General features: G+C 64.5%; 24 protein-coding genes. 12 read left to right on the forward strand and 12 right to left on the reverse strand.

All coding sequences use genetic code 11. From position 1 onward, the window contains the following. From IG178_RS02940 to IG178_RS02955, 4 genes are all read right to left on the reverse strand, one after another. Window positions 1-1,173: DUF4340 domain-containing protein (locus IG178_RS02940; protein WP_193211010.1), on the reverse strand; the 1,173-nt coding region annotated here is incomplete at its 3' end. A 33-nt stretch (window positions 1,174-1,206) separates the two neighbouring features. Then, on the reverse strand, window positions 1,207-3,138 hold the full coding sequence (locus IG178_RS02945; RefSeq protein WP_193211011.1) for a Gldg family protein: 1,932 nt from the start codon (window positions 3,136-3,138) through the stop codon (window positions 1,207-1,209). A 25-nt stretch (window positions 3,139-3,163) separates the two neighbouring features. Continuing rightward, a complete protein-coding gene (locus IG178_RS02950) occupies window positions 3,164-3,898 on the reverse strand; it encodes an ABC transporter permease (RefSeq protein ID WP_193211012.1) in 735 nt (244 codons plus the stop codon). 18 nt (window positions 3,899-3,916) lie between these two features. Next, complete coding sequence (locus tag IG178_RS02955) at window positions 3,917-4,642, reverse strand: ABC transporter ATP-binding protein (RefSeq protein ID WP_193211013.1); 726 nt, start codon at window positions 4,640-4,642, stop codon at window positions 3,917-3,919. Window positions 4,643-4,806: 164 nt separating this feature from the next. On the opposite strand from IG178_RS02955, the gene IG178_RS02960 reads away from it, so the two are divergent. From IG178_RS02960 to ybeY, 3 genes are all read left to right on the forward strand, one after another. Beyond that, the gene (locus IG178_RS02960; protein WP_193211014.1) at window positions 4,807-5,775 is read left to right on the forward strand and encodes a PhoH family protein; all 969 of its coding nucleotides are present in this window, start codon (window positions 4,807-4,809) and stop codon (window positions 5,773-5,775) included. Between the two features lie 263 nt (window positions 5,776-6,038). Beyond that, window positions 6,039-7,646, forward strand: coding sequence for an HDIG domain-containing metalloprotein (locus IG178_RS02965; RefSeq protein WP_193211015.1), 1,608 nt, complete (start codon window positions 6,039-6,041; stop codon window positions 7,644-7,646). Window positions 7,647-7,650: 4 nt separating this feature from the next. Continuing rightward, window positions 7,651-8,112 (forward strand): rRNA maturation RNase YbeY, encoded by a 462-nt coding sequence (gene ybeY, locus IG178_RS02970; RefSeq protein ID WP_193211016.1) that lies wholly within the window; start codon window positions 7,651-7,653, stop codon window positions 8,110-8,112. On the opposite strand, the gene IG178_RS02975 is transcribed toward ybeY, so the two are convergent. Beyond that, complete coding sequence (locus IG178_RS02975; RefSeq protein WP_193211017.1) at window positions 8,109-9,059, reverse strand: M28 family peptidase; 951 nt, start codon at window positions 9,057-9,059, stop codon at window positions 8,109-8,111. The two genes, ybeY and IG178_RS02975, sit on opposite strands and share 4 nt — an antisense overlap. Before the next feature lie 28 nt (window positions 9,060-9,087). After that, complete coding sequence (locus tag IG178_RS02980; RefSeq protein WP_193211018.1) at window positions 9,088-9,984, reverse strand: ParB/RepB/Spo0J family partition protein; 897 nt, start codon at window positions 9,982-9,984, stop codon at window positions 9,088-9,090. A 136-nt stretch (window positions 9,985-10,120) separates the two neighbouring features. Between IG178_RS02980 and IG178_RS02985 the strand changes: the two genes are divergently transcribed. Then, window positions 10,121-10,750 carry a hypothetical protein gene (locus IG178_RS02985; RefSeq protein ID WP_193211019.1) on the forward strand — a complete coding sequence of 210 codons (630 nt, stop codon included), beginning with the start codon at window positions 10,121-10,123 and terminating at the stop codon, window positions 10,748-10,750. Window positions 10,751-10,773: 23 nt separating this feature from the next. Then, window positions 10,774-11,334 (forward strand): SET domain-containing protein, encoded by a 561-nt coding sequence (locus tag IG178_RS02990; RefSeq protein ID WP_193211020.1) that lies wholly within the window; start codon window positions 10,774-10,776, stop codon window positions 11,332-11,334. Here the strand turns inward: IG178_RS02990 and IG178_RS02995 are convergent, their stop codons facing one another. The 4 genes from IG178_RS02995 to IG178_RS03010 all read right to left on the reverse strand — a co-directional run bounded on the left by IG178_RS02995 (window position 11,335) and on the right by IG178_RS03010 (window position 16,691). Next, on the reverse strand, window positions 11,335-12,255 hold the full coding sequence (locus IG178_RS02995) for a DUF6268 family outer membrane beta-barrel protein (RefSeq protein WP_193211021.1): 921 nt from the start codon (window positions 12,253-12,255) through the stop codon (window positions 11,335-11,337). It lies immediately after the preceding gene. 204 nt (window positions 12,256-12,459) lie between these two features. Beyond that, complete coding sequence (locus tag IG178_RS03000) at window positions 12,460-12,795, reverse strand: hypothetical protein (protein ID WP_193211022.1); 336 nt, start codon at window positions 12,793-12,795, stop codon at window positions 12,460-12,462. An 8-nt stretch (window positions 12,796-12,803) separates the two neighbouring features. Next, complete coding sequence (locus IG178_RS03005; RefSeq protein WP_193211023.1) at window positions 12,804-13,424, reverse strand: hypothetical protein; 621 nt, start codon at window positions 13,422-13,424, stop codon at window positions 12,804-12,806. 81 nt (window positions 13,425-13,505) lie between these two features. Beyond that, window positions 13,506-16,691: an efflux RND transporter permease subunit gene (locus IG178_RS03010; protein ID WP_193211024.1), complete on the reverse strand. Its 3,186-nt coding sequence runs from the start codon at window positions 16,689-16,691 to the stop codon at window positions 13,506-13,508. A 155-nt stretch (window positions 16,692-16,846) separates the two neighbouring features. Here IG178_RS03010 and IG178_RS03015 point away from each other — a divergent pair, with 155 nt between their 5' ends. Further along, window positions 16,847-17,440 carry a sigma-70 family RNA polymerase sigma factor gene (locus IG178_RS03015; protein ID WP_193211025.1) on the forward strand — a complete coding sequence of 198 codons (594 nt, stop codon included), beginning with the start codon at window positions 16,847-16,849 and terminating at the stop codon, window positions 17,438-17,440. Window positions 17,441-17,511: 71 nt separating this feature from the next. On the opposite strand, the gene IG178_RS03020 is transcribed toward IG178_RS03015, so the two are convergent. Beyond that, entirely contained in the window at window positions 17,512-18,015 is a 504-nt protein-coding gene (locus IG178_RS03020; RefSeq protein ID WP_193211026.1) for a hypothetical protein, read from the reverse strand. Between the two features lie 307 nt (window positions 18,016-18,322). On the opposite strand from IG178_RS03020, the gene IG178_RS03025 reads away from it, so the two are divergent. Then, window positions 18,323-18,760, forward strand: a complete 438-nt coding sequence (locus IG178_RS03025; RefSeq protein ID WP_193211027.1) for a S1C family serine protease — start codon at window positions 18,323-18,325, stop codon at window positions 18,758-18,760. A 47-nt stretch (window positions 18,761-18,807) separates the two neighbouring features. Then, window positions 18,808-19,404 carry a GNAT family N-acetyltransferase gene (locus IG178_RS03030; RefSeq protein WP_193211028.1) on the forward strand — a complete coding sequence of 199 codons (597 nt, stop codon included), beginning with the start codon at window positions 18,808-18,810 and terminating at the stop codon, window positions 19,402-19,404. On the opposite strand, the gene IG178_RS03035 is transcribed toward IG178_RS03030, so the two are convergent. Then, window positions 19,401-19,853, reverse strand: a complete 453-nt coding sequence (locus IG178_RS03035; RefSeq protein ID WP_193211029.1) for an RrF2 family transcriptional regulator — start codon at window positions 19,851-19,853, stop codon at window positions 19,401-19,403. The genes IG178_RS03030 and IG178_RS03035 overlap by 4 nt on opposite strands. Here IG178_RS03035 and cysE point away from each other — a divergent pair. The 4 genes from cysE to IG178_RS03055 form a co-directional block, all read left to right on the forward strand. Beyond that, window positions 19,852-20,685: a serine O-acetyltransferase gene (cysE, locus tag IG178_RS03040; protein ID WP_193211030.1), complete on the forward strand. Its 834-nt coding sequence runs from the start codon at window positions 19,852-19,854 to the stop codon at window positions 20,683-20,685. The genes IG178_RS03035 and cysE overlap by 2 nt on opposite strands. Before the next feature lie 63 nt (window positions 20,686-20,748). After that, window positions 20,749-21,771: a hypothetical protein gene (locus IG178_RS03045; protein ID WP_193211031.1), complete on the forward strand. Its 1,023-nt coding sequence runs from the start codon at window positions 20,749-20,751 to the stop codon at window positions 21,769-21,771. A 56-nt stretch (window positions 21,772-21,827) separates the two neighbouring features. After that, the gene (locus tag IG178_RS03050; RefSeq protein ID WP_193211032.1) at window positions 21,828-23,009 is read left to right on the forward strand and encodes an aminotransferase class V-fold PLP-dependent enzyme; all 1,182 of its coding nucleotides are present in this window, start codon (window positions 21,828-21,830) and stop codon (window positions 23,007-23,009) included. Between the two features lie 32 nt (window positions 23,010-23,041). Continuing rightward, the coding region (locus IG178_RS03055; RefSeq protein ID WP_193211033.1) for a thioredoxin domain-containing protein at window positions 23,042-23,757 on the forward strand (716 nt) is incomplete at its 3' end.

Consider the following 23,757-nt stretch of genomic DNA (forward strand, 5'->3'; position numbering starts at 1 on the left):
CTTCTCGATCAGTTCATCGCGTTCCTTCATCACGGCGCTGACGGTGTAGCTGCCGACGCGGAACACGATGCCGGCGAACTTCTTGTCGGCGGCCAGTCGCTGCTCCAGCTCTTCGTGGCGCTTCTTGAAGGCCTCGTCCTTGGCCTTGGCGTCATCCTCGGTCTCTTGCTCGTCCTTCTTGCGCTCGGCGGGAAGGTCGGCGGTGACATCGACGGTCATCAGGAAGGTTTGCTCCGGCGGAGCGTCCTCCGACATGGCGGGCTCTTCCTTGTCCGGATAGACCGGGGTGATGCCGATGGTGTAGGTGAAGCCTTCGAAGGTCTCGATGACCACGGTCCGCTTCTTGAGCAGGTTGCCGAGCTCGTCGACCTGGTCCTCGGGGACGACGTCCTCGAAGCGGGCGTAGGAAAACAGGCTCTTCAGCGGGCTGGTCGCGGAGGTGCTGACCGTCTCGCCGTCCTTGGCACCTTCGAGCGTGAACTCGGCGGATTCGTCGTCGCGGGTCACTTTCCAGGCGACGTCGCCGGCCTTGGCTTCGGGGCTGACGGTGATGCTCTTGATCTTCTCGATCTTGATGAAGTCGTCCTTCAGCCAGCGCTTGGGTTCCGGTGACAGCGAGGGGAAGAGCTCGCTGACCACGTAGATGCCGGATTCGTCGGCGTGATTGCGGATGAAGCGGCCGGAAGCGCCGCCACCCATCATGCTCATCGGGTCGCCGCCCGACTCGAGGTTCTTGCCGAAGGAGACGTGGGCCAGCTCGGTGCCGGCGTCATTGGAAAGCACGACGTCGATCCCGCGGTCCACGGCATCCTTGGCATCGGGATCCATGCCGAAGCGCGGGGCGAAGGACGGCTCGGTCTCGATGCCCTGGGTGACCTTGACCTCGGCGAGGCCGCGGAGGAACTCGTTCACCTGGGTGACGCTGGCCGGGTAGCCGTCGCGGTTTTCCACCGACCAGCTGCCGTCCTTGCGGACGAGGGTGGCGGAGTCTTCCCCGGACGTGACCTGGATCTTGGCGACGTCGCCGGCGGGCAGGTCGGCGATGAGCGTCTGGCCGCGGTCGCGCTTGGTGTTGCTTTCAAAGCCCTTCGAGGTGTTGGTCCGTGCGAAGAAAGCGGCCACGGCGAGGATGATCGCGATGATCCAGAGGACAACGACTTGTCGTTTGTTCATGGCTGGAGTGGGTCAGTGTTGGGTGGTGAGGGATTAGCGGGCGCGGGTGGCGGTGCGGCGCTTCACGAGCAGGCCGATCCCGAACAGGATGACGACCAAGGGCATCGTGAAGATGTTCAGCAAGAGGGCGTTGCCCGCCAGCTTGTCCTTGTCGCGGCGGAGGTCCTTCTGCAGCTCGCGGACGCCCTTGCGGGCCTCCACTTCCTGTTTGCGGAGGTTGCGGATTTCGGCCTCCTGTTCAGGCGAGAGGGAAAGCTCGGAGCCGGCGGCTTTCTGGGCCTGCAGGTCGTTGAGCTTGCGCTGGGCCTCTTCGGCCTGGGTCTCGAATTCCGCGATCTTGTCGCCGACGCGCTTGTTGGCCTCGGCTTCGAGTTCCTTGATCCTGGTGAAGGGGCGGGCGATCGCGGCGCGGCTGCGGGCGCCGATCAGGTGGGTCGAGGACGCGGCCTGGTCGATGATGTTGAACAGCAGCGAGGGGTTGCCGTTGACCTGCTGGGCGATCTGCATGCCGCCGCCGAAATTCTGCACGCGGTAGGAGAACTGGTCGAAGAAGGCGTCGATGTCGGAGATCAGGAAGACGTTGCCGGTCTTTTCGGCCTGGACGAGGTGGGAAGGCTTCTCGTCCTTCTTTTCCTCCGCCTGTTTCTCCTCGTCCTTGCCCTCGGTGTCCTTTTTCTCCTCGTCGGCGGCCTTCTCGCCGGGCTTGCCGTCGGGGAAGGCGGTCTTGAAGCTGCCGGAGAGGTGCATCACGAGGTCGTAGGCCTGGGTGCCGCGGAAGTTGCGGGCCATGACCGGATCGAGCTGGGATGCCTTCATCGTGTCGACAAGGCCCGCCTTGCCGGAGGACTTGACGAGGGTGTCGATGGCGACGCCGCCGTCGCCGGACTTGGTCAAGCCGCCGGGCAGGAAGAACACCAGGCTGTTGAGGTCGCGGGTGATCACGTTGTCTTCCTGGGGCATGCCTTCCTGCGGCACGGTGAGGACCGCGAGGCCGGGGCGGTTGCCGCTCATCGTGGTCTGGAACTTTTCGTCGCCGACGACCTCGGTGCTCATGGTGACGCCCCAGGCCTTGAGCAGGGTGGGCAGGGTCGAGGCGGTCGGCAGGCCGGCCTGGCCCATCATCGGATTGGCGGGCTGGGCCATCTGGGCGGCCACCGAGTATGGGTCGATGCAGGCGATGACGGTGCCACCGCCGAGCACGTACTGGTCGATGGCGAACTCGGCCTCCGGCGTGATGCCGGCCGGGTGGAAGACGAGCAGGATGTCGATGTCGGCATCGATCTTCTCCGGCGTCATCGTCAGGTCACGGACGTCGTAGGACTGGGTGAGCTGCTGGTAGATGACCCAGGGGCGCTGGCCGGGCTGGCCGGGCATCATGGCGGGGCCGCCGGTGATGGGAATGCCGGCCATCAGGCCGATCACCGGCTTGTCGGGCCGGGACACCTCGGAAATCGCCCGCGAGATCTGGTACTCCAGCATGGTCTCGTTGTTCGGGTCGATGAACGGGATGGTCGAGGTCCGGTCGAGGCAGGTGATGGCCATGCCGAAGTAGAGGTTCTGGTCGTCGAAGCTCTGGCCGCGGATGCCGTCGAGGTTGGCCGAGTCCTCGGCGTCGGTGTCGGGCTGCGGATCGAGTTCCTCGACGCGCAGCTTGCCGCCGGAGAGGTTCTGGTACTCCGCCAGCAGGTCGTCGACCCGGCGCATGTGGAGCTTCAGGGCCTCGGGCATGTAGTCCGAGCTACGAGTGGCGTAGTAGCGGATGACCACCGGCGCGCCGAGCTCCTTGAGGATGCCCTTGGTGCCGTCGGACAGGGTGTGGACCTTGTTTTCGGTGAAGTCGGCGTTCTTGTGGCCGATGCCGAGCGAGGAGACCAGCAGGTTGGCGGCGATGACGATTACCACCAGGGCGGCGATCGCGAGGATCGCCCGGGTCATGGGATGGACGGTTTTTGCTTCCGTGCTCATGGTTCAGGAAAAGGAAAGGAGGGTTTCAGGCGCGCTTGGCGGTGAGGATGGTGCTGGTGCCGAGCAGGCAGGCCAGGATGATGGAACCGAACCAGACGGCGTCCTGCAGGCGGAAGGCTCCGCGGGCGAGGGACATGTAATGATCCCAGACGCCGAGCGAGCGGATCGCGTCGGACACCCCGGCGGGCAGCGCCTTGGAGTAGGCGCGGACGAAGGGATCGAAGGTGCCGAGGACGATGCCGATGCAGATGGTGGCGGCGACGATCAGGCAGATCACCTGGTCGCGCGTGAAGGCGGAGACCAGCAGGGTGATCGCGAGGAAGCAGCAGGCGACCAGGAAGCCGCCGAGGTAGCCGGAGATGATCGTCAGGTTGTCCGGGTCACCGAACCAGTTGACGGTGATCCAGATCGGGAAGGTCAGCAGCAGCGCGACCAGCCAGATGGTGGCGGCGGCGAGGAACTTGCCGAAGATGACCGAGCCCATCGAGATCGGCATGGTGCCGAGCAGCTCGATGGTGCCGCTGCGGTGTTCCTCGGCCAGCAGGCGCATGCCGACGGCCGGCACCAGCACCATCAGGACAAAGGGCAGGTAGGCGAAAAAGGAGTAGGTCAGCGACGCATCCTGAACCTCCATGAAGCCGCCCAGCGTGAAGGCGAAGATCATGGAGAGGAGCAGGAACACCACGATCACCGCGTAGGCGATGGGGTGGTTGAAGTAGCTGAAAAGCTCGCGCTTGAAGATGGTCCAGACGTTTTTCATGGAGAGGAAGGGTGGGGCTCAGGCGGCGGTGTCGAGGGTGGTGACCTTGCGGAACAGGTCGGTCAGCGAGCCGGTGCCGGACTGGGCGATCAGCTCCGTCGGGGTGCCGTCGGCGACGATCTTGCCGCGGTCGACGATCACGGCGCGGGAGCAGGCGGCCTCGACCTCCTCGAGGATGTGGGTGGAGAACAGGATCGCCTTGGTTTCGCCGAGGCGTTTGATCAGCTGCCGGACCTCGTGTTTCTGGTTCGGGTCGAGGCCGTCGGTCGGCTCGTCGAGGATCAGCACCTCGGGGTCGTGGAGCAACGACTGGGCGAGGCAGGTCCGGTGGCGGTAGCCCTTGGAAAGGGTGTCGATCGACTGGTAGGCGACGCTTTGCAGGAAGCAGGTCTCGATCGACCGCGCGACGGCGTCGTTGCGGGTGTTGCCGGACAGGCCGCGGGCCTCGGCGCAGAAGCGCAGGAAGGCGATGACGGTCATGTCGTTGTAGAGGGGCGCGGACTCGGGCAGGTAGCCGATCTTGCGCTTCGCCTCGGACGGTTGGTCGACGATGGAAATGCCGCAGATCTTGGCGTCGCCGGAGGTCGGCGGGAGGAACCCGGTGACCATCCGCATGGTGGTGGATTTGCCGGCGCCGTTGGGGCCGAGGAAGCCGAGCACTTCACCTTTCCTGACGGAAAACGAGAGGTGATCGACTGCGGTCTTCTTTCCGAACTGCTTGGACAGGTTCTCGACTTCGATCATGGGAGTTTCTTGGTCTTTGGTAGACGCAGGGCGGAGCGATGCCGTCCGCGGGGTGCGTCTGAAAAAGTTGCTGGGGGAGGGGTTTGCAAGGGAATTCCCGTGTCATATGGCACGGGTGGATTTTGGGGCTGACCGGGGCCGGGGGAATCGTTAGATCGGGGGTGATGAGCGAGTCGGACGTGGAGACGAAGTTGGAGTATGAAACCGCACCGTTCTTACATTCGCTGTTTGCGAACGATGCCAAGGAGCTCCGCTATCTCGAGGAAAAGACCGGAATCCGCACCGTGACCCGCGACGGATGGATCTTGTTGGCGGGGCCGGAGGACGGGGTCAAGCGGGCGACGGAAATCTTCGCCGACCTGGAGCAGGCGCGGCGGCAGGGCACCGAGATCAGCGCCCGGGACTTTCGCCTGGCGGTCGACATGGGGGCCGGCGGCGGCGGCTCGGTTTCGGAGCTTGCGAACGTGCGCCTGCTTGGCATGCGCGGCCGCAAGCCGGTGGTGCCAAAGACTCCGCGCCAGCTCGAGTACCTGAAATCGATCGACCAGAACGATGTGGTCTTCGGCCTCGGCCCGGCGGGAACGGGGAAGACCTATCTGGCGATGGCGATGGGCTTGTCGTTGCTGAAGGCGAAGCGGGTGGGCCGGGTGGTGCTGACCCGCCCGGCGGTGGAGGCCGGCGAGGCCCTGGGCTTTCTGCCCGGTGACTTGCGCGAAAAAGTGGCCCCCTACCTGCGCCCGCTCTACGACGCGATCCACGACATGATCGGCCACGAGGAAGGGGAGCGCTATCTGGCGGACGGCACGATCGAGATCGCGCCTCTCGCCTTCATGCGGGGGCGGACCCTGGCGCGATCCTTTGTGATCCTGGACGAGGCGCAGAATACCACGCGCGAGCAGATGTTCATGGCCTTGACCCGTCTCGGCGAGGACTCCCGGATGGTTGTGACCGGCGATGGATCGCAGCTGGACCTCAAGGCGAACGTCCCGTCCGGCCTGTTCGAGGCGGAGAAGGCCCTGGCCGGGGTGCAAGGGATTGACTTCGTGCGGTTTAGCGGTGCGGACGTGGTCCGGCACCCGGTGGTCGGGCGGATCATCGATGCCTATGAGTCGCATCGCAGTTCATCCGTGTAAGGTGCTGGTGAAGAGTGGGGCACGGGTGGTTGTCCGGTGCCGGATTCTGCCCGGGAGCCCGCTCACCTGCGGAGATTTGCGCATTGCAAGTGGGGGTCGAATCGCGTAACGAGCACCCCGCTGGCGGGCGTAAGACGTCCACAGCCCCCTTCCAGCAACCCCGTTGCCATTCCGTGGGATTCATTGATTCTTTCAAACGCTGGCGTCTGGCGCGTCGCGGCATGTCGTCCGGGCGCAAACGCCGGACCCACGCCGAAAATCCGGTGGCATTGACGCTGGACCGCAGCATGTGGGTGCGGATTTCCCTCTACCTCGCCTTCGCGGCGGGGATCGGCGTGATGGTGCTGCGCGCGGCGTCGGACTCGAATTTTGCGGACGATCCGCTGCGCGGGGCCCTGTTCGGGTTCGTGCTCGCCGCCACCGCGGTGGCGATCGTGCAGGCGAACTATGAGACCGTCGCGCAGCGCAACGGCCGGGTGCTGCTGGTGCTCGGGGGGCTGGTCGGTCACCTGGCGGTGGTGCGCGGCATTTCCTTCATGGTCGATGCGAACGACCTGCCCGGGGAGATGAAGTTCCTGCTGATCCCGTTTGCGCTGACGCCGATGGTTCACGCGGTCTTGCTGGGGCGGGCGATCGGGACCTTTTCGACCGTTTACGCGGCCTTGCTGGGCTCGTTGGTGATGCCCAAGCAGGATGTCCTGCTTTATCTCACCGTCAGCCTGGTCTGCGGGCTGGTGGCGGTCCAATCGGTGCACCGGGTCCGGAAGCGCGTCCAGCTGTTGAGGGCCGGGGTGTATGCCGGGATGGCGGCGCTGTTGCTCTCGGTGATGTTCGGGCGGATCGACCTGATGCCGGGGATGCAGGATCACCTGGAAGGCCTGAAGCTGGCCGGATTGAGCTCGATGGCGGCGCTGGGCACCGGGATCGTGATCGCGCTGTTGGTCAGCGGTCTGCTGCCGGTGCTGGAAGGGACCTTCCAGTTGACCACCGACATTTCCTGGCTGGAGCTGAGCGATCTCAACCACAAGTTGCTGCGCCGCTTGCAGCTCGAGGCGCCGGGGACCTTCCACCACAGCCTGGTGGTCGCGTCGCTGTCCGAGGCGGCAGCCGAGGCGGTCGGCGCCAATGCGGCAATGTGCCGGGTGTCGGCTTACTTCCACGACATCGGCAAGCTGAGCAAGCCGGAGTATTTCATCGAGAACCAGGGCGACGGCATCGAGAACCCGCATGACTCGCTGACGCCCACGATGAGCGCGCTGATCATCATCGCCCACGTCAAGGACGGCGTCGACCTGGCGGTGAAGCACAAGCTCAACCCGCGGGTGATCGACATCATCCAGGAGCACCACGGCGATTCCTTGGTGAGCTACTTCTACCGCCGCGCCCAGGAACAGAAGAAGGCGGAGATGGAGAAGGTGGAGAAGGGGATCGAGAACCCCGAGGACCTGCCGAAGATCGACGAGAAGAATTTCCGCTACCCGGGGCCGCGGCCGCGCACCCGAGAGAGCGGCATCGTCAGCCTCGCGGACATCGTCGAGAGCGCCTCGCGAAGCCTGAAGAAGCCCACCCCGGCGAAGATCCGGGCGCTGGTGGAAGACCTGGTCGACGGGCGGGTCTGCGACGGCCAGCTCAACGAATGCTTCCTGAGCCTGCGCGACCTTGCGAAGGTCAAGGACAGTTTCTGCGCGACCTTGCGAAGCATGCTCCATACCCGCATCGACTATCCGAAGGACGACGAGCGGACCAAGGGCGGGACCAAGTCCGATCTGGAGCGCAAGACCAGCGGCGGTGCATCGAACGGGTCGAAGACCCAGCCGGTAAAGACCCAGCCGGTGCCGCCGGTGAGCATGCGGCAGCGGCGTGCATCTTGAAGCGATGAACCCGGAACTCATCGTCGGCAACAACCAGTCGGTCACCGAGATTCCGGAGGCCTGGCTGACGGCCTTGGAACGGAGCGGCGCGCTCGCCGCCAAGGAGATCCTCGCCGCGCACCTCGCGACAGATGACGCTCCGCTGCCAGAGCACGATTGCGTCGAGGTCGCATTGGTCGATGACGAAACCAGTGCCCGGGTTCACGAGCAGTTCATGGGCATCCCCGGCGAGACCGACGTGATCACCTTCCATCACGGCGAGATTGTCATCGGAGTGGAGGTCGCCTTCCGCCAGGCCGAGGAAAACGGCGAACCGCCGCTCCGCGAACTGCTGCGCTACATCGTGCACGGGCTGTTGCATCTGGCCGGCCACGAAGACGAGGATCCGGCCGAACGGGCGGCGATGGAGGCGGCGCAGGAGCCGTTGGTGGCCAAGCTTTGGCCGATGACCGGGCAGGCCGTTTAAGGAGCCACGCCGGCCAGGAAGCGCAGGGTGGTGCGGCCGGTCTTTTCGAGGGCCGCGGCGTCGATGACCTCGATGGTGTCGCCTTCCTGGTGCCAGTAGGGCATGTTCATGAAGTCGCCGATGATGTGCAGGCAGGGGAGTCCGGTGTTCTGCAGCGGCACGTGGTCGTCGAGGATCGGGCCGGGGGACCGGCGCAGCTTGAATTCCGAGTCGGCGGCGGCCTTCTCCACGGCGGCGGCGATGGCGTCCGTGGCTTCGATGTTGTAGTAGAATCCGTGGGACGAGTCGCCGACCAGGTCCAGCACGATGCCGAGCGCGGGCCAGCTGGTGCGCTTCAAAATCTCATGCGCGTAGTACTTGCTGCCGTAGAGGCCGTCGGTGGGCGTGATGTTCGGCAGCAACGCCTCTTCGCCGTCGAACAGGACGAACTCGACCTTGGCCGCCGCCGCGGGATCGCCGGCGAGGACGCGGGCGAGTTCGAGGATCACGCCGGTCGACGAGCCGCCGTCGTTGGCTCCGGTGAAGGTGAAGGCGTCGATCGCCTTGCTGTCGAGGTGGCCGCCGATCACGACCGGGGTCGATTTGCTCCAATCGATGCCGCCGGCGGTGTGGCGGGCGAGGAGATTGGTGAAGGTGACCGGACCCTTCGGGGTGCCGCGCGAGAAGGTTTGGCGGACCGCGGTCCAGCCATGGCGGGAAAACTCGGCCTCGAGGTAGGCGAGGGCTTTCTCGTAGCCGGGGCTGGCGGGCGGCCGGGGGCCCAGTTCGTCGAGTGCACGGACGTGAGCAAGTGCGTTGTCGCCTGAAAACCCGGCGGCCAGCTCCGCGGGGATTGCGCTGTAAGCCAGCCGGGTCGGGATGTCCTCGGCGCCCTGTTTGCCGTAGTGGAACCAAGCGCCCACCGCGATGGCGAGTACGAGCAGCAGCGCGAGTGGGGCGCGTTTCACGGCAGGCGGAAGGAAGCGGGCCGGGGCTTCAGAGGTCTTCGATGCCGAGCAGGTCGAGTAGCCGTTGGAGATCGTCGTCGCCGTAGTATTCCAGCTCGATCTTCCCTTTCTTCGCCCCGTGGTGGATGGAGACGTGGGTGGCGAAGCGGTCGCGCAGCTTGTTCTGGAGTGCGCTGAAGTGGGCGTTGGGCGCAGCGGGGCTGCTGGCCGCGGCCTGCGGCTTGCCTTCGTCCGAACCGCCGGAAGGGTCGAAGGTCTGGGCCAGCTTCTCGGCGGCGCGGACATTCATTCCTTTCTTGAGGATCTGGTCGGACGCCAGGAGTTGGGCATCCTTGTCCTTGATCGAGAGGATGGCCTTGCCGTGACCGACGCTGAGGCGTCCTTGGGCGACGAGGCGCTGGACATCGGGGTGGAGGTCGAGCAGGCGCATCGCGTTGGCGACACTGGCGCGGGACTTGCCGACGCGGGTGGCGATCTCCTCCTGCTTCATCGAGAACTCCCTGGCCAGGCGCACATAGCCTGCGGCTTCCTCGATGGCGTTGAGATCCTCGCGCTGGAGGTTCTCGATGAGAGCCATTTCCAGGACATCCCGGTCGGACGCCTCGCGTTCGATCACCGGCACGGTGGAGAGTCCCAGTTTCCTGGAGGCGCGCCAGCGGCGTTCACCGGCGATCAGCTCGAACTTGCCGTCGACGACGCGGACGATGAGCGGCTGGATGATCCCATGCTGGCGGATCGACTCGACCAGTTCGTCCAGGGGCGTCTCGATGAAATGGGTCCGGGGCTGGAGCGGGCTCGGAACGACACGATCGATCGGCACCTCGCGGGCGCGGCCGACGCCATCGGCGTTTGAATCGTTGGCGGGGGTGCCGGGTTGTTTGCGGATCAAAGCACCGAGGCCTTTTCCGAGTGCCTGTTTGGACATGGGGCGCGGAGGTTGGCAAAGCGGCCCGGGGAAGCAAAGCGGATTCACGCCTTGTGAATAACGTTTTTTAAAATCCGCGCCGGGGCGGGATTTTGGAGCGCTTGACGGCGGGGGAGGGGCGGTTCATCCATGCGTCATGATACGTTCCATGCTGACGGCAGCCGCGCTCTGCCTGCTTGTCCCCGCGGGCCTTCGCGCCCAGACCGTGGCACCGCCCGAGGTCACCGCTTCCGCGGTTGCCGCGGTGAAGGCGCTGGGCGAACAGGTGGTGCTCGGCAAGCACCAGGTGGCGATCGAGCGGATGTATCCGCAGTGGAAGGAAAACGTCGCCAAGCGGGAAGGCGGCATGGCGAGGCTGGAGGCGAAGCTCGCGAGCATCGGAAAGATGATGACCGAGAACGGCGTCCAGCTGATGTCGTTCCGTCCGACCGGCAAGCCCATCGCCTACGAGGTCGGCGCGGGGAAGAAGACGGTGGTCGAAGGCGGCCGGGAGGTGGAGAAGATGAGCTTCAAGCAATGGTTGCTGCTGATTCCGACCGTCACCGAGTACCGCATCACCAAGCCCGGCGAGAACGGCGAGTTGCCGAAGTTCGTGGTCATCACCACCACCGGCTTCCAGGTGGCGATCTCGGACAAGGACAAGAACGACTGGACCTTCATCGACGGGGCGAGCGTGACCGTCCCCGAACTCCGGCGTTTGTTCTTCACCCTGCCGGACACGATGGAACTCCCGCCGATCGAGCGGAAGGGTTCGGAGGTGAAGTGAGAGCCCCCGCCGGACACGACCCCATGGCCAAGAAATCAAAGAAGCTCACCGAGGAATCGCGGTTGGTGAAGAAGCTCAAGCAGCTGTGGACCCGCGGCCAGAGCGAGCTGTGCGAGGTCCGGAACTCGCGGATCCACGGCCGCGGGGTTTATGCCACGCAGGAAATTCCCGCCGGCACCCGGATCATCGAATATGTCGGCGAGATCATCGACAAGAAGGAGAGCGAGAAGCGGGCGTGGGCCCAGCACGCCCGCTCGCAGGAGACGGGGGACGCCGCCGTCTACATCTTCACCCTGACGGATCATTGGGACATCGACGGCAACGTGCCATGGAACACGGCCCGCCTGATCAACCACTCCTGCGCGCCCAACTGCGAGGCCTGGATCGACGGGAAGCGGATCTTCATCCACGCCCTGACGGACATCGCCGAGGGCGATGAGTTGACCTTCGACTATGCCTTCGACGTCGAGTGCTACGAGGATCACCCCTGCCTCTGTGGGCGGGAGGGATGCATCGGTTACATCGTCAGCCGCGAGCAGTGGCCGGAGTTGCGGCGGATCCTGGCGGAGAAAGGCGAAGCCTGATCACCACGCCTTGAGATCGAGGGCAAGGAAGCCGTAGTAGCCGCTGTCGAGGTCATCGAGCTGGTTCTGGTAGAGGTTCGAGCCCCGGGTGTTGGTGATGTTCAGCGTGTTGCCGGTGGTGACGCCGCCGCCGTAGGAGAACCAGAGCCGATCCGTCAGGCGGTGGGAGGAGGTCAGGCCCACCCGGAATGAGGTGAAGTCGATGTTCCGCGATCCCGCCGCGGTGTCGATGTTCCAGATGCCGCCGTTCGGGCGCACCTCGAAGCCGAGCCGCCAGGACGACACCGGTTCCCAGCCGACGCGGAAGTTCGCGCCGTAGAGCACGGCGAGGATTTCGTCGCAGGGATTCCAGACAAAGCCGAACCCGGGATAGACGGCGGTGTCGCCGGTGACGTTGAGCGCTCCCACGCCCGCGCCGAAGAGGAAGGTTTCGCTGAAGCGGTAGCCCGCGAAGCCGGCGACATCGAGGAAGAAGTCATCGCCGGAGACGCTGTCGAAGTCGGTCGCCAGCGAGGGATTGATCCACGCGCCGGTGATCCACGGCGAGTCCTGCGTCATCTTGTAGATGAACATCGAGAGGTCGATCTCGTGCAGGTCCTCGTCCTGCAAGGGGATCCCTGGCAGGGTGCCGTCGGGGCGGAGGAAGTGGGCCTCGTAGTTGAAGTAGGCGAGGAAATCGTAGCCCGCGAAGAGGTCGATGGGTTTGGAAAGGAAAGAGCCCGCCTCGAAGGTGGTGTCGTCGATGCCGCCAACCGAGTTGTCGAAGTCCATGCCGAAACTGCCGATCGCCCGGACCTGGGCGGCGTTCAGTGCGCTCATGAAATCCAATCCTTCCGAAGGCGGCAGGACGGGATCCGGTTCATTGGCGGACAGGAGCAGCGGGTGGAGTGCCGCGACGGTGAGTGTGATGAGTTTCTTCATGGTTCCCGAGGATGACCTGAGTAAGGCGCAATCCCGGGATAGGGCAAGTAGCGATCAGACACCGCCCTCACTTTCGGGGGAGCTGACCGATGGAGGGACCAGAGAAGGTGCGGTCCCTTCCATCCGTCCGCTGGCTGCCAGCCGGCGGTTCACCGGCGAGGGATGTGCGATTCAAATGGCGCCCCATGGTCCGAAGCCGCCGGATCAGCCGACGAACAGCTTCAGAACCCAGCTCGCCAACAGGGCGGTGGCGACCAGCAAGAGGAGCAAGAGGAGCAGGCTGCGGCCTTGGGTGCGGCGTTCGTTGCGGACCTGGCGCCGTGAGACGACTTCCTCGAATTCACGCAGGCGCCGGCGGTCGGCCAGGTCGTCCGGCGGCGGCAGCGTGGCCGCTTGTTCCTGGGCTTCACGGAGGATCTTCTCCGGCTCGGCGCTGATGCTCTGGATCTGCTCTTCAAGCGCGCGCTTCCGTTCCTCGAGGGCCTTCAGCTCGTCGAGGTCCGCGGGGCCGCTGTCTTGAGGACTCCGGGATCGGCGCATGGCGGTTATCACTTCAGCAGGTAGACGATCAGCGCGGCACCGCCGAGCACGAGGATGGGCAGATTGAACGCGAGTCCGTTCCGGAACTGGCGGGCGAAGTCGCCGGAGACGACACGGCGCGCCTTGGCCCCGTTGAAGATGTTGCCGCTGCGGGAGCGGGAAAAGTGTTCGGCAGCCTGGGAATACTCATCATCGGCGTGATCGGCCACGGCCATGGCCCGCTCGAGGGCGGTGGCGAGGTTGTCGCGGGTCCAGCCGTCGGGATTGATCTTCTCGAGCTTGCCGAGGTGCCCGGCGAAGCAACTGCGGCATTGCTCCAGGTCATCGATCTCCTGGCGCATCTCGTAGACCTCGCGGTCGATGCGGGTCAGGGTGGAGGAAAGCCGTTCGGTCAGCTCGACCTGAGCGCCGATGAACTCGCGCTTGCGGACGTTCAGCGTTTCGACTTCCTGCTTCTGCCGCTCGAGTTCCTCGCGCTGTTGTTGGAGTTGCTCCAGCTGCACCTGGGCGGCGCGGAGCTTGCCTTCGACGTCTTCACCCTGCCTGCCGCCGGCGGCTTGACCGGGGTTCATTTCTAGCTGGGTGCTGCGGACCTTGATGTGGTGGGTGTGCTCGGGAGCGGGTGGCATTGCCTTAGGGCGGGGATGCGGGACAGCAAGGTGCTTTTATCGCCTGCCCCGGAGACCGGCGAGAAAAATAATCAGGAACTGTTAATGAACGGGCTCCTCTTCCATCTCATCGTCCGGGCGCTGGAACGGCCGCTTGTACCACTGCCAGGCCTTGCGGATGTGGCCCAGGGTCTCCTCGGTTGCCAGATAGGCGGTCGGGATGAGGTAGAGGGTGATCGCGGTGGCGAAAAGCAGGCCGAAGCCGAGCGATACGGCCATCGGCACGAGCATCTGGTTCTGCAGCGAGTCATCCAGCATCAACGGCAACAAACCGGCGAAGGTTGTCAGCGAGGTCAGCAGGATCGGACGGAAGCGGCGTGCGCCGGATTCGACGACGGCCTCAACCAGGTTGTTCCCGGCAGCGCGCCGCTGGTTGATGAAATCCACGAGGACGATCGAATCGTTCACCACCACGCCGGCAAGGGCCAGGATTCCGAAGACCGACAGGAAAGAGAGGTCGATGTCGCGGATCATGTGGCCGGCGACCGCACCGATGATGCCGAAGGGGATCGCCAGCATGACCACCAGAGGCTGGACCAGCGACCGGAACGGCACCGCGAGCAAGGCGTAGAGGGCGAGTCCCAGCGAGATCGTGGTGATCCAGGTCTTGCGGGTGGTTTCCTCGTGCTCCGCGACGTAGCCGTCGAAGCGCCACGACAGCTCGGGGTGGGGGTTGAGGATTTCGTCGAGGCGGGGGGCGATGTCCTTCGCGATCTGGACGACGTTGACGGTTTCGTCCACGGGTTGGGCGCGGATGCTGATCACCTGGGCGCCATCGACCCGCTGGATGTCGGAGCGGGCCGGGACGAACTTGCCTTCGGCGACGGTGTGGAACGGGGCGTTGCCGCCGTCGGGCGTGCGGATGTGCAGCTGGTCGAGGGTATGCAGGGACTGGCGCTGGTCGAGGGGCAGGCGGACCATCACACGGATGTCGTCCCGGTCCCGTTGCACCCGCTGGGCCTGCTCGCCGAAGAAGGCGCTGCGGATCTGGCGGGCCAATTCCGCCTGGGTGAGCCCGAGGGCGCTGCCTTCCGGCTTCAAGGTCACGTGCAGTTCGTTCTGGCCGCGTGACACGTCGGCGGAGGCATTGGAAATCCCGGCATAGGACTCCAGCAGGGTCTCCATTTGCTCGGCGAGCTCGTCCCGCAGCTCGGAAGCCGGGCCGCGGAGCTCGATCTCGATGGCATCCAGATCGTCGCCGCCGCCGCGGAAGCCACCGCCGCGGTCTCCCTGGATCGAGAACCACTGGGCATCGGGGATCTCGCCGACGAGTTCGACCCAGCGTTTGGCGATCTCGCGGTTCTGGGCACCCGGAACGGTGCGCTTCCCGGGATCGGTGACGGAGACGACCACGAAGCCTTGTCGCGGGTCGACCCCGTCGCCGCCGCTCCAGCCGCCGGTGCTGGTGAGCACGTCCTCGATCAGCGGCTTGCCGGTGCCAGGATCGACGAATTCCTCTTTCAACTGGTCGACCGCGCTGACGATCCTCGCGACGCGGTCGTCCGTGACCTCGATCGATGTGTCCCGGGGCATCCTCACCTGGGCGATGATCCGGTTCTTGTCGATCTGCGGCATGTTGGTGAAGTTGAGCCGCCCGCTGTGGACGAAACCCACGGTGATCATGGCGAGCGCGAGAAAGACGGAGATGGTGGCGTAGCGATGGTGCACCGCGAATCTCAGCGAGGGCTGGAAATACTTCTCGATCATGGTTTCCAAGCCGTCGGCCACGAGCTTCTGGAAACGGGTGATCGGGTTGAAGCGGGTGCGGCCGACCTTGATGTGCTTCAGGTGGCAGGGCAGGGCCAGTTTCGATTCGATCAGCGAGGCAACGATCACCGCACCCACGATCGGCGGGATCTGGCGGGTGAAGTTGCCGTAGAATCCGTCGAAGAACATCAACGGGACAAAGGCGACGATCGTCGTCAGGGCCCCGAAGGTGACGGGCACGGCGATCTCCTTGGTTCCCTCGACGGCGGCCTCGAGGGGATCCATGCCTGCCCGCAGCTTGGTGTAGACGTTCTCCGAGGTCACGATCGCGTCATCGACGACGATGCCGATCACGATGATGAAACCGAAGATGGTCATGATGTTGGCGCTGAGGCCGAACCAGGGCATCGCGATCAATCCGCCGGCGAAGGAGACCGGGATGCCGAGGGCGACCCAGAGGGCGATCGACGGGCGCAGGAAGAGTCCGAGCACGATCATCACCAGGATGCCGCCCTGGGCGAGGCTGGTCAGGAGGGTGCCGAGGCGTCCCTCGAGCTCGACCGAACTGTCGTCCCAGACGAAGAGCTCGATTCCCTCCGGAAAGCGCTGCCGCTGGGTCGCGACGTAGTTCTTCACCTTGGCGGCGATATCGAGGGCGTTTTCCTCGTTGAGCCGCAGGGTCTCGACGAGCAGGGCTGGACGGCCGTTGAACCGCAGCATCTTGCGGTTCTCCTCGAATCCGTCGCTCACCGTGGCGACGTCCCTTAAATGGACCTCGGCGCCGTTGGAGCTGCGCACCACGATGGACTCGAATTGCTCGCGCTCAAAGGCCTGGCCCTTCGAGCGGATGGTGAGGTTGCCTTCGTCCGTCTGGATCTGGCCGGCGGGCAGGTCGATCGACGAGCGTCGCACCGCTTCGGCAAGATCGGAGAAGCCCAGGCCGAAGTCACGGAGGCGGGCCAGGTTGGCTTCGATCGAGATCTCTTTCCGGGTCGCTCCCTGGATGGCCGCCTGGGAAATCCCGGGCATTTCGATGAGGTCGTCGCGGACCCGGCGGGCTGCCTTGAGGAGGTCGTCCTCGCTCATTTCACCGGTGATGGCGATCTTGATGACGTCGAACCAGCGGTTGGTATCGGGAATGAACAGCTTCGGCGGCTCGATCTCGTCGGGGAAGCTGGTGATCGAGTCGACCCGCGACTGTACTTCGTCGAGGAGCTTGCGGGTGTCCGTGTGGTCGCTGGCCTTGATCCTGACTTCACCCCGGCCTGCCGAAACCCGCGAATTGATCTCGTCGGCGCCGGCGAGGCCTTCCAGGGCGCTTTCGATCGGAATGACCACGTTGCGCTCGACATCTTCCGGACTGCCGCCGCGGTAGTCGACATGCACCCGCACCTCATCGAACTGGATGCTCGGCTGCACCTCCAGCGGGACCTTCTCGACGGCGGTCCAGATTCCGTAGATGAGAATGCCGAACATCACGAAATTCGCGGCGATGTCGTTCCGGGCGAACCAGCGGATCATGGGGGGCTCGATACGCCGAGATGGGACCCGCGTCTAGCAAGGCATTCCTGTCATCGCCCGGGGGGATCCGACCGCGGTGTGAATGACGCTACTTTACAGCCTCGTGACGGTGTGTAGCCTCGCCCCGTTCACCCTACCCCCCGACCACCCCGAAGATGCCGGATGATTCCCTCCAGCCGGATCCGGACGAAGACCTCGTGGCGCGCGCCCGCAGCGGCGACACGCGCGCGTTCGACGCCCTGATCCTCAAATACGGCGAAAAGCTGTATGGCCTCGTGTACAACATGACCTCCCACAAGGAGGACACCCACGACCTGTTGCAGGACATCTTCGCGAAGGCATACCATTCGCTGCCGAGGTTTCGCGGCCACTCCAGCTTCTACACCTGGATCTACCAGATCGCGGTGAACATGACCCTGAACTTCCTCAAAAAGCGCAAGCGGCGGGGTGGGGGACTGAGTCTGAACGAGATGGACTCCGCGGTTCAGCAGGATCCCGCGCTGGTGGATTCCAGCCATCTCGCCAATCCGGAGAAGCAAAGCAAACTGCATGAGCTCCAGAAAAGATTGAACGAAGCCATGATGGGCCTGTCAGAAGCGCATAGAACCGTGGTTACCATGTTCGACATTCAGGGCGTACCTCATGCCGAAATCGCGCGCATCCTCAAGGTCTCGGAGGGGACCGTGCGCTCGCGGCTGCACTACGCCCACATCCACCTACAGTCGCAGCTGCAGGACTACTGGGAGTGAGGATTTTTGAAAAAATCCTTGCCGGATCGGAGATATTTTAGATTATTTAACCATCAATCGCCGTGAAACCGTCAATTGAAGAAATCGGAAGCCTGCTTGCCCTCAAGCGCCATGAGCGCCCTGAGGAAGGGTATTTCGATGATTTTCTCCGCGAATTTCACCAGCGCCGCCGGGCCGAGGAGGCCCGGAACCGGGGGCTGAAAGGGTGGTGGAAGGATGCTTCCGCTTGGCTTGGCGAACGTTTGACCTCGAAGTGGGCGTACGGGGCCGGCTTGGCCTACGCCGCCGTTATGGCTGCCTTCCTCTTGTCCGCCCCGAGCGGCGAGCAGGTGGGCAATCTTCCCGCGACAAACGTGGGCCACGAAATCCGCTCCGTCGAGCCGATCCAAGTCGAGCAGCTGCAGTCCTTGGACTTGCGCCCTTCTTCGGAAGGCAGCACCGGCGAGCAGGAATTCTGACGGAATTTTCCGGATGATGTCCTCCTTCTGGCGGTGCTTGCCGGCACTCGTGGTGGTTTCCTGTGTGATCGTGCCCGGGGCTTGGGCCGACGAGGGCTGGACGGCCGCGTTTTCCACTGAAGGGGGGGAAAGTGTCTCTTCTGCGTTCGCCGTTGGCGACGGCCGTCACGTGGTGACCGTCGCACTCTCCGGTTCCAACGCGGGAAACGGCCAGTTGAGATTTGCCGGCCGGAAACTTCCGGCACAAGTTTTCGTGGATCAGGTGTCGCGTGTCGTGGTCTTCCGCATCTCGGGCCCTCCGGGCAAAGCCTTGCCCTTGGGGGCCGGCGCGGAACCGGGCACGGCCGTCCGGAGCCTGAAAGGCGACCCGGCTACGATCCGGGACCGGGTGAAGCGTGTGAATGGGCGGATCCTGCCAATTTCGATGCTGCGCGTTGATTATGGCGGGCCGGTCTTGTCGCCGGGCGCGCCCTTGGTCGATGGCAACGGCCGCGTGATGGCCGTGGCGCACCAGGAAGTGGATGCCAGAAGCGGTTATGCTTTGCCGGTGGAGGTCGTCAGGCGGGTGGTCGATGACGTGCAGCGCGGCGGCCGGGTGTCTCGCGGATGGATCGGGCTCAAGTTGAAACCGGAATCGGTGGTTCCCCAAGTGACGCAGGTTCAGGTCGGGTCGCCCTCGGCCAAGGCCGGGGTCCGGGCGGGGGATGTGCTGTTGGAGATCGGCGCCCGCCACTTGGAGGACTATGCGGATGCCGCGAATGCCTTCTATTTCCTCAAGCCGGGAACGCCCACCCCTGTCCGGGTCAGGCGCGGCAAGGATGAGATCGAAGTTTCCGTGGTTCCTCTCGAGCAGGCGAAGTGATGCGCTTGCGCCTTGGCGTCCATCGGGCCCTTTGACAGAAGCAGTCCATGGAGCATCGGGTTCACTGTTTGGGCGGGACGGAAATCGGACCGTATCTTGACGCCACCGCGCGGTTGAGGATCTCGGTGTTCAAGGGGTTCCCGTATCTCTACCAGGGGGATGCCGCGAGCGAGCAGAGCTACCTGCGAAGCTACGCGCGTTGTCCACGCAGCGTGTTTGTCTTGGCGGAGGAGGGAGGCGAAGTGGTCGGTGTGTCGACCGGCCTGCCATTGGCGGATGCAGACCAAGCATTCCGCAAGCCCTTCGAGGATTCGGGAATCTCGCCGGGAGATTGGTTCTATTTCGGGGAGTCGGTGCTTGAACCGGCGTGGCGCGGGCGCGGCATCGGTCATCGCTTCTTCGACGAGCGCGAGAAATGGGCGCTGGCACAGGGCTATTTCAAAACCTGCTTCTGCTCGGTAGTCCGGTCGGACAACCATCCGCTGAAGCCCGCGGGATATCGCCCTCACGATGAATTCTGGACCAAGCGGGGCTACACCCAAGTTCCCGGATGGAAGGCCCGGCTGTCTTGGTGCCAAGTCGATTCGGCCGGCCGGGAGGTCGAAAACGAGCTGGTCTTCTGGACCCGTGAGGTGGAGGCCTAGATGTAGAACATCGGGGCTTCGCTGCCCTCCGCCAACTGGACCAAAGTGATGCGTTCCAAGTGATTCTTGAGCTCCTGCGCCACGGCTTCCCACGCGGCGCGGACCGTCGGCCCGCTTTCCCCTTCGGTGTGGGTGGAGAAGGAGAGCAGCGATGGCTCGACGGCATCAACGATCTCCTTCAGGTTGATGGTGTCCGGCTTTTTGGCCAGCAGGTAACCGCCGCTTTTGCCGCGACGGCTCTCCACCAAACCGGCCCTGCGCAAGTCGTTGAGGATCTGCACGAGGAAATTCGCGGACACGGCTTCCCGTTGCGCAAGCTCGTCAAGGCGTGTAATCGTTCGGCCGTCGTGACGCTTGGCCAGTTGGGCCATCGCGCGGCACGCATAGTCGAGCTTTTGGGAAATGCGCATGGAGGCAAAGCAACACAAGGGGGGGACGGGAGGAAGCATGAAGGATGTCCGTCTCTGTCAGTCGGGAGAGGCCGGCGTGGCCGGAGTCTGGTCCTGGATCAAGGAAGAGGCGGAGCGCGTTGCCATCAGTGAACCGCAAATGCGACCGCTGCTGGAGGATGTTGTGATCAACAAGCCATGCCTTGGGATGGCGCTGGGTGAGCGCCTCGCCCGCAAGCTGGCCCGTGAGGACATGACCCGGGACCAGCTGGCACCCCTGCTCGGGGGCATCCTGCGTGGCGATGATCACCTCGTCGAAAGCGCGGCCCGCGACCTGAGGGCCATCGTCGAACGGGATCCGGCCTGCCAGTCGCCGTTGGAAGCCTTGTTGTTCTTCAAGGGCTTCATGGCCATTTCCACCTACCGGGTTTCCCATCACCTCTGGCAGCAGGGGCGGCGTGAAATCGCGCTCTATTTCCAAAGTCTCGCCAGCGAGGTGTTCGGGGTGGATATCCATCCGGCGGCACGGATCGGCTGCGGGATCCTGCTGGACCACGCGACCAGTTTCGTCGTCGGCGAGACGGCGATCATCGAGGACAATGTCTCGATCCTCCACGAAGTGACCCTCGGCGGCACCGGCAAGCAGAGCGGGGATCGTCATCCGATCGTCCGCTCCGGGGTGCTGCTTGGCGCCGGGGCGAAAATCCTGGGTCGCGTGGAAATCGGCGAAGGTGCGAAAGTAGGGGCAGGCAGCGTGGTGCTGAACGACGTAGAACCCCACACCACGGTGGCGGGCGTGCCGGCGCAGGTGGTGGGGGTCAGCCGGGAGGACTCGCCTGCCTTGGAAATGGATCAGCGGTTGGCGTGCAAGGGCCGTGCCAAGGGAAAATAAGGTGCTGCAAGGGCCTCCAAGGTTCCTGTCGCCAGCTTGGACAATTCATGATACCTGACTGTCATGAAATCCCTACTGATTGTGCTGCCGCTGATGGCGGTGGCGCTCTCGTCGTGTGAGAAGGCGCGGCAGGCGGTCGAGGCAGCGCGCGAGAAAATCGAAGGCAGCAAGGATCCAGACGCGCCGGTTGCGCCGGGCGGGGAAATCTCCACGAAGCTGGCCGGCCAAGTCGACACGGCCGCCGAGGGAGTGCGCTTTCGACGGGACCTTGCTTTTCCAACGGAGCTCAAGGTGCGGCTGATCGAGCGTGTCACCTTCAATGGCGCCCGGGTGATGTCGACTTCGGAGCTCGGCAAGCAGGTGTCGGTGCTCGACGGCACCTGGGAGCGGATTGGGTCGATCAAGCGGGACAAGGGAGAGCTGGCGATCTCCATCGAGAAGGCCGGCAAGGTGGTTGATGTCGAGGAGGTGGCCAAGAAGGCGGGCGCGGCCGAAAAGGACGAACCCCAGTCGCCGCAATCGGATTCGAACGTCGTGGGGGCCAGGGTCGAGTTCAAGCTGGGGCCGAACGGTTGGAAGCGGCCCGCTTCGAGCGGTCCGGTCGACTTCCGCAACATGATGCTGGAGCAGGCATTGCGGCCGGAATTGCCGTCGCTCTTGGCGACGAACGGCGTGACTCCCCGGACCCAGTGGTTCTCCCCGTCCAAGCGCTGGATCGGCGGCGACAAGATCGTCCTCACCGGTAGCTCGATCGCCCTGCTCTTCCCGGGTGAGGGCAACAGCGGCAGCATTACCTTGACCTACGAGGCGTCCGAGGCCCTGGAGGGTCATCCTTGCGGACGTTTCGCCGTGGCAGGCGATTTGAGCGAAAAGGGGGCGGTCGACATCGACGGCACCAAGCGGAATTCCGAAACGACGATCAAGTCGGGCAAGGTCTGGTGTTCCCTGATCTACCCGATGGTACTGAGGGAAGAGTACCAGATGGTGGTCACCTCGGAAGAAGGTTCGGGGAACGGCCCGAAGTCGAAGATCCAAGGCGGCATCGACACCGTGGTTTCCCGCGCATGGGAGTCCGGCGAGGATTGATTGCCGGACCCGGGGCACGCTTGCGCGCCGGGCGATCGCGGGCCTAGTGTCGGCGCGTGATCTACTTGGATGCCAACGCGACGACGCCGCTGCTGCCGGAGGTGCTCGACGCCATGTTGCCGTGGCTGCGGGAGGGCTATCACAATCCGAACGCCAGCTACCGCGGGGCGAAGGAAGCGCGCAAGGCCATCGACGAGGCACGGGCCCGGGTGGCCGCGCTGATTGGTGCCGACCCCGGCGAGATCGTATTCACCGGCGGGGGCACCGAGAGTACCAACATGGCCTTGAAATGGTTGGCTCGGCTGGTCGGCCGCAAGACCGGTCAGGTGATCACCAGCGCGATCGAGCACAGCGCGGTCTTGAAGCCGGTCGAGACTTTCGAGGATGTCGGCTACAAGGTCACCCGGGTGGGTGTCGATGCCGGCGGTCGCCTGGACCTCGATGAGCTGAAGCGGGCCTGCGGGTCCGCGCAGGAGGGCGGTGGATTCGTCTCGTTGATGTGGGCGAACAACGAGACCGGAGTGGTGCAGCCCCTGGCGGAAGCGTTGGAGATCGCCCGGGTCCATGGTCTCGCCTTCTACACCGATGCCATCCAGGCGGTTGGCAAGATCCCCGTGAATGTTCGCGATATCCCGGTGGATTTCCTCTCATTGTCCGCCCACAAGTTTCATGGACCGAAGGGGGTAGGCGCCTTGTACATCCGCAGCGGATGCCGCTTCGAACCCATGCTCCGCGGCGGTGGACAGGAAAAGGATCGCCGAAGCGGGACGGAGAACACCGCCGGGATCGTCGGTCTCGGGGTGGCGGCGGAAATGGCGGCAGCCCGGCTGGTCGCGGGGGAGAATCCGGCAGCCCTCCGCAAGGCATTCGAGGAAAAGCTGGTGGGCGAACTGGATGGCGTCACGATCAACGGCGATCTCTTGCATCGCCTGCCGGGGACCAGCCACCTGTCGTTTTCGGGCTGCGAGGCGGCCGGGTTGTTGATCCTTCTCGATGACTTGGGGGTGGCCTGCTCGGCGGGCTCCGCCTGCATGACGGGAAAGCAACAGCCGTCGCACGTGCAGAAGGCGATGGGCTTTTCCGATGCCAAGGCCAAGAGCAGCCTGCGCTTCGGGTTTTCCTGCCTGAACACGATGGAAGAAGCGCTGGCGGCGGCGGATGCGGTGAAGAAGGCGGTCGAGAAGCTCCGCCGCGTCCAGGGCGGCAGCACCGGGCCGGTGGTCGTCTATTCGCCCTAGGCGGGATTTTCCTGCCGTGGTTTGTTTGCGCCATGCCGAACGCCCTCGCCAACGAGACCTCGCCCTACCTCCTCCAGCACGCGGAGAACCCGGTCGACTGGCTGCCCTGGAGTGAAGATGCATTTGCGAAGGCGAAAGCGGAGGACAAGCTGGTGTTCCTTTCGATCGGCTATTCGACCTGCCACTGGTGCCACGTGATGGAGCGCGAGAGCTTCGAGAACGAGACGATCGCGGCGGTCATGAACCGGAACTTCGTGTGCATCAAGGTCGACCGCGAGGAGCGGCCGGACATCGATGCGACCTACATGGCATTCGTCCAAGCGACGACCGGGCAGGGGGGCTGGCCGATGAGCGTGTGGTTGACCCCGGCGGGCAAGCCGGTGGTGGGCGGCACTTATTTTCCACCGGAAGACCGCCATGGACGCGCCGGCTTCCCCCGGCTTTGCGACGAGATCGGGCGGCTGTGGCGGGACGACCGGCCGCGGATGATGGCGAGCGCCGATCAGGTGATGGCTCACCTCCGGAAGGAAGCCGAGGGCGAGGCCGTCGTTCTCGGGCTTCCCGGGGAGAAGGTGTTCGGCGACTTCATCGATCGCTGCGAGTCCTTGTTCGACCCCGCGCTCGGCGGTTGGGGCGGGGCGCCGAAGTTCCCACGGCCGGTGGTGCCGCGGCTCCTGTTGCAATTGGCCGATCGCCTCGGCGGCGACGAGGCGGGCGCCGCCTTGCAGATGGCCAGCCGGACCTTGAG

Source organism: Neoluteolibacter marinus (assembly GCF_014904755.1).
Lineage (GTDB): Bacteria > Verrucomicrobiota > Verrucomicrobiia > Verrucomicrobiales > Akkermansiaceae > Haloferula > Haloferula marina.

What these genes read in the sequence shown, in the direction of transcription:
- IG178_RS02950 (WP_193211012.1), bottom strand. Translation starts at nt 3,898, where the DNA reads ATGAAAAACGTCTGGACCATCTTCAAGCGCGAGCTTTTCAGCTACTTC.
- IG178_RS03035 (WP_193211029.1), bottom strand. Translation starts at nt 19,853, where the DNA reads ATGCTTCCTCCCGTCCCCCCCTTGTGTTGCTTTGCCTCCATGCGCATT.
- IG178_RS02995 (WP_193211021.1), bottom strand. Translation starts at nt 12,255, where the DNA reads ATGAAGAAACTCATCACACTCACCGTCGCGGCACTCCACCCGCTGCTC.
- IG178_RS03045 (WP_193211031.1), top strand. Translation starts at nt 20,749, where the DNA reads ATGAAATCCCTACTGATTGTGCTGCCGCTGATGGCGGTGGCGCTCTCG.
- IG178_RS03025 (WP_193211027.1), top strand. Translation starts at nt 18,323, where the DNA reads ATGCTGCGCGTTGATTATGGCGGGCCGGTCTTGTCGCCGGGCGCGCCC.
- IG178_RS02955 (WP_193211013.1), bottom strand. Translation starts at nt 4,642, where the DNA reads ATGATCGAAGTCGAGAACCTGTCCAAGCAGTTCGGAAAGAAGACCGCA.
- IG178_RS03015 (WP_193211025.1), top strand. Translation starts at nt 16,847, where the DNA reads ATGCCGGATGATTCCCTCCAGCCGGATCCGGACGAAGACCTCGTGGCG.
- IG178_RS02945 (WP_193211011.1), bottom strand. Translation starts at nt 3,138, where the DNA reads ATGAGCACGGAAGCAAAAACCGTCCATCCCATGACCCGGGCGATCCTC.
- IG178_RS02960 (WP_193211014.1), top strand. Translation starts at nt 4,807, where the DNA reads ATGAGCGAGTCGGACGTGGAGACGAAGTTGGAGTATGAAACCGCACCG.
- cysE (WP_193211030.1), top strand. Translation starts at nt 19,852, where the DNA reads ATGAAGGATGTCCGTCTCTGTCAGTCGGGAGAGGCCGGCGTGGCCGGA.
- IG178_RS02990 (WP_193211020.1), top strand. Translation starts at nt 10,774, where the DNA reads ATGGCCAAGAAATCAAAGAAGCTCACCGAGGAATCGCGGTTGGTGAAG.
- IG178_RS03005 (WP_193211023.1), bottom strand. Translation starts at nt 13,424, where the DNA reads ATGCCACCCGCTCCCGAGCACACCCACCACATCAAGGTCCGCAGCACC.
- IG178_RS03030 (WP_193211028.1), top strand. Translation starts at nt 18,808, where the DNA reads ATGGAGCATCGGGTTCACTGTTTGGGCGGGACGGAAATCGGACCGTAT.
- ybeY (WP_193211016.1), top strand. Translation starts at nt 7,651, where the DNA reads ATGAACCCGGAACTCATCGTCGGCAACAACCAGTCGGTCACCGAGATT.
- IG178_RS03010 (WP_193211024.1), bottom strand. Translation starts at nt 16,691, where the DNA reads ATGATCCGCTGGTTCGCCCGGAACGACATCGCCGCGAATTTCGTGATG.
- IG178_RS03000 (WP_193211022.1), bottom strand. Translation starts at nt 12,795, where the DNA reads ATGCGCCGATCCCGGAGTCCTCAAGACAGCGGCCCCGCGGACCTCGAC.
- IG178_RS02980 (WP_193211018.1), bottom strand. Translation starts at nt 9,984, where the DNA reads ATGTCCAAACAGGCACTCGGAAAAGGCCTCGGTGCTTTGATCCGCAAA.
- IG178_RS02985 (WP_193211019.1), top strand. Translation starts at nt 10,121, where the DNA reads ATGATACGTTCCATGCTGACGGCAGCCGCGCTCTGCCTGCTTGTCCCC.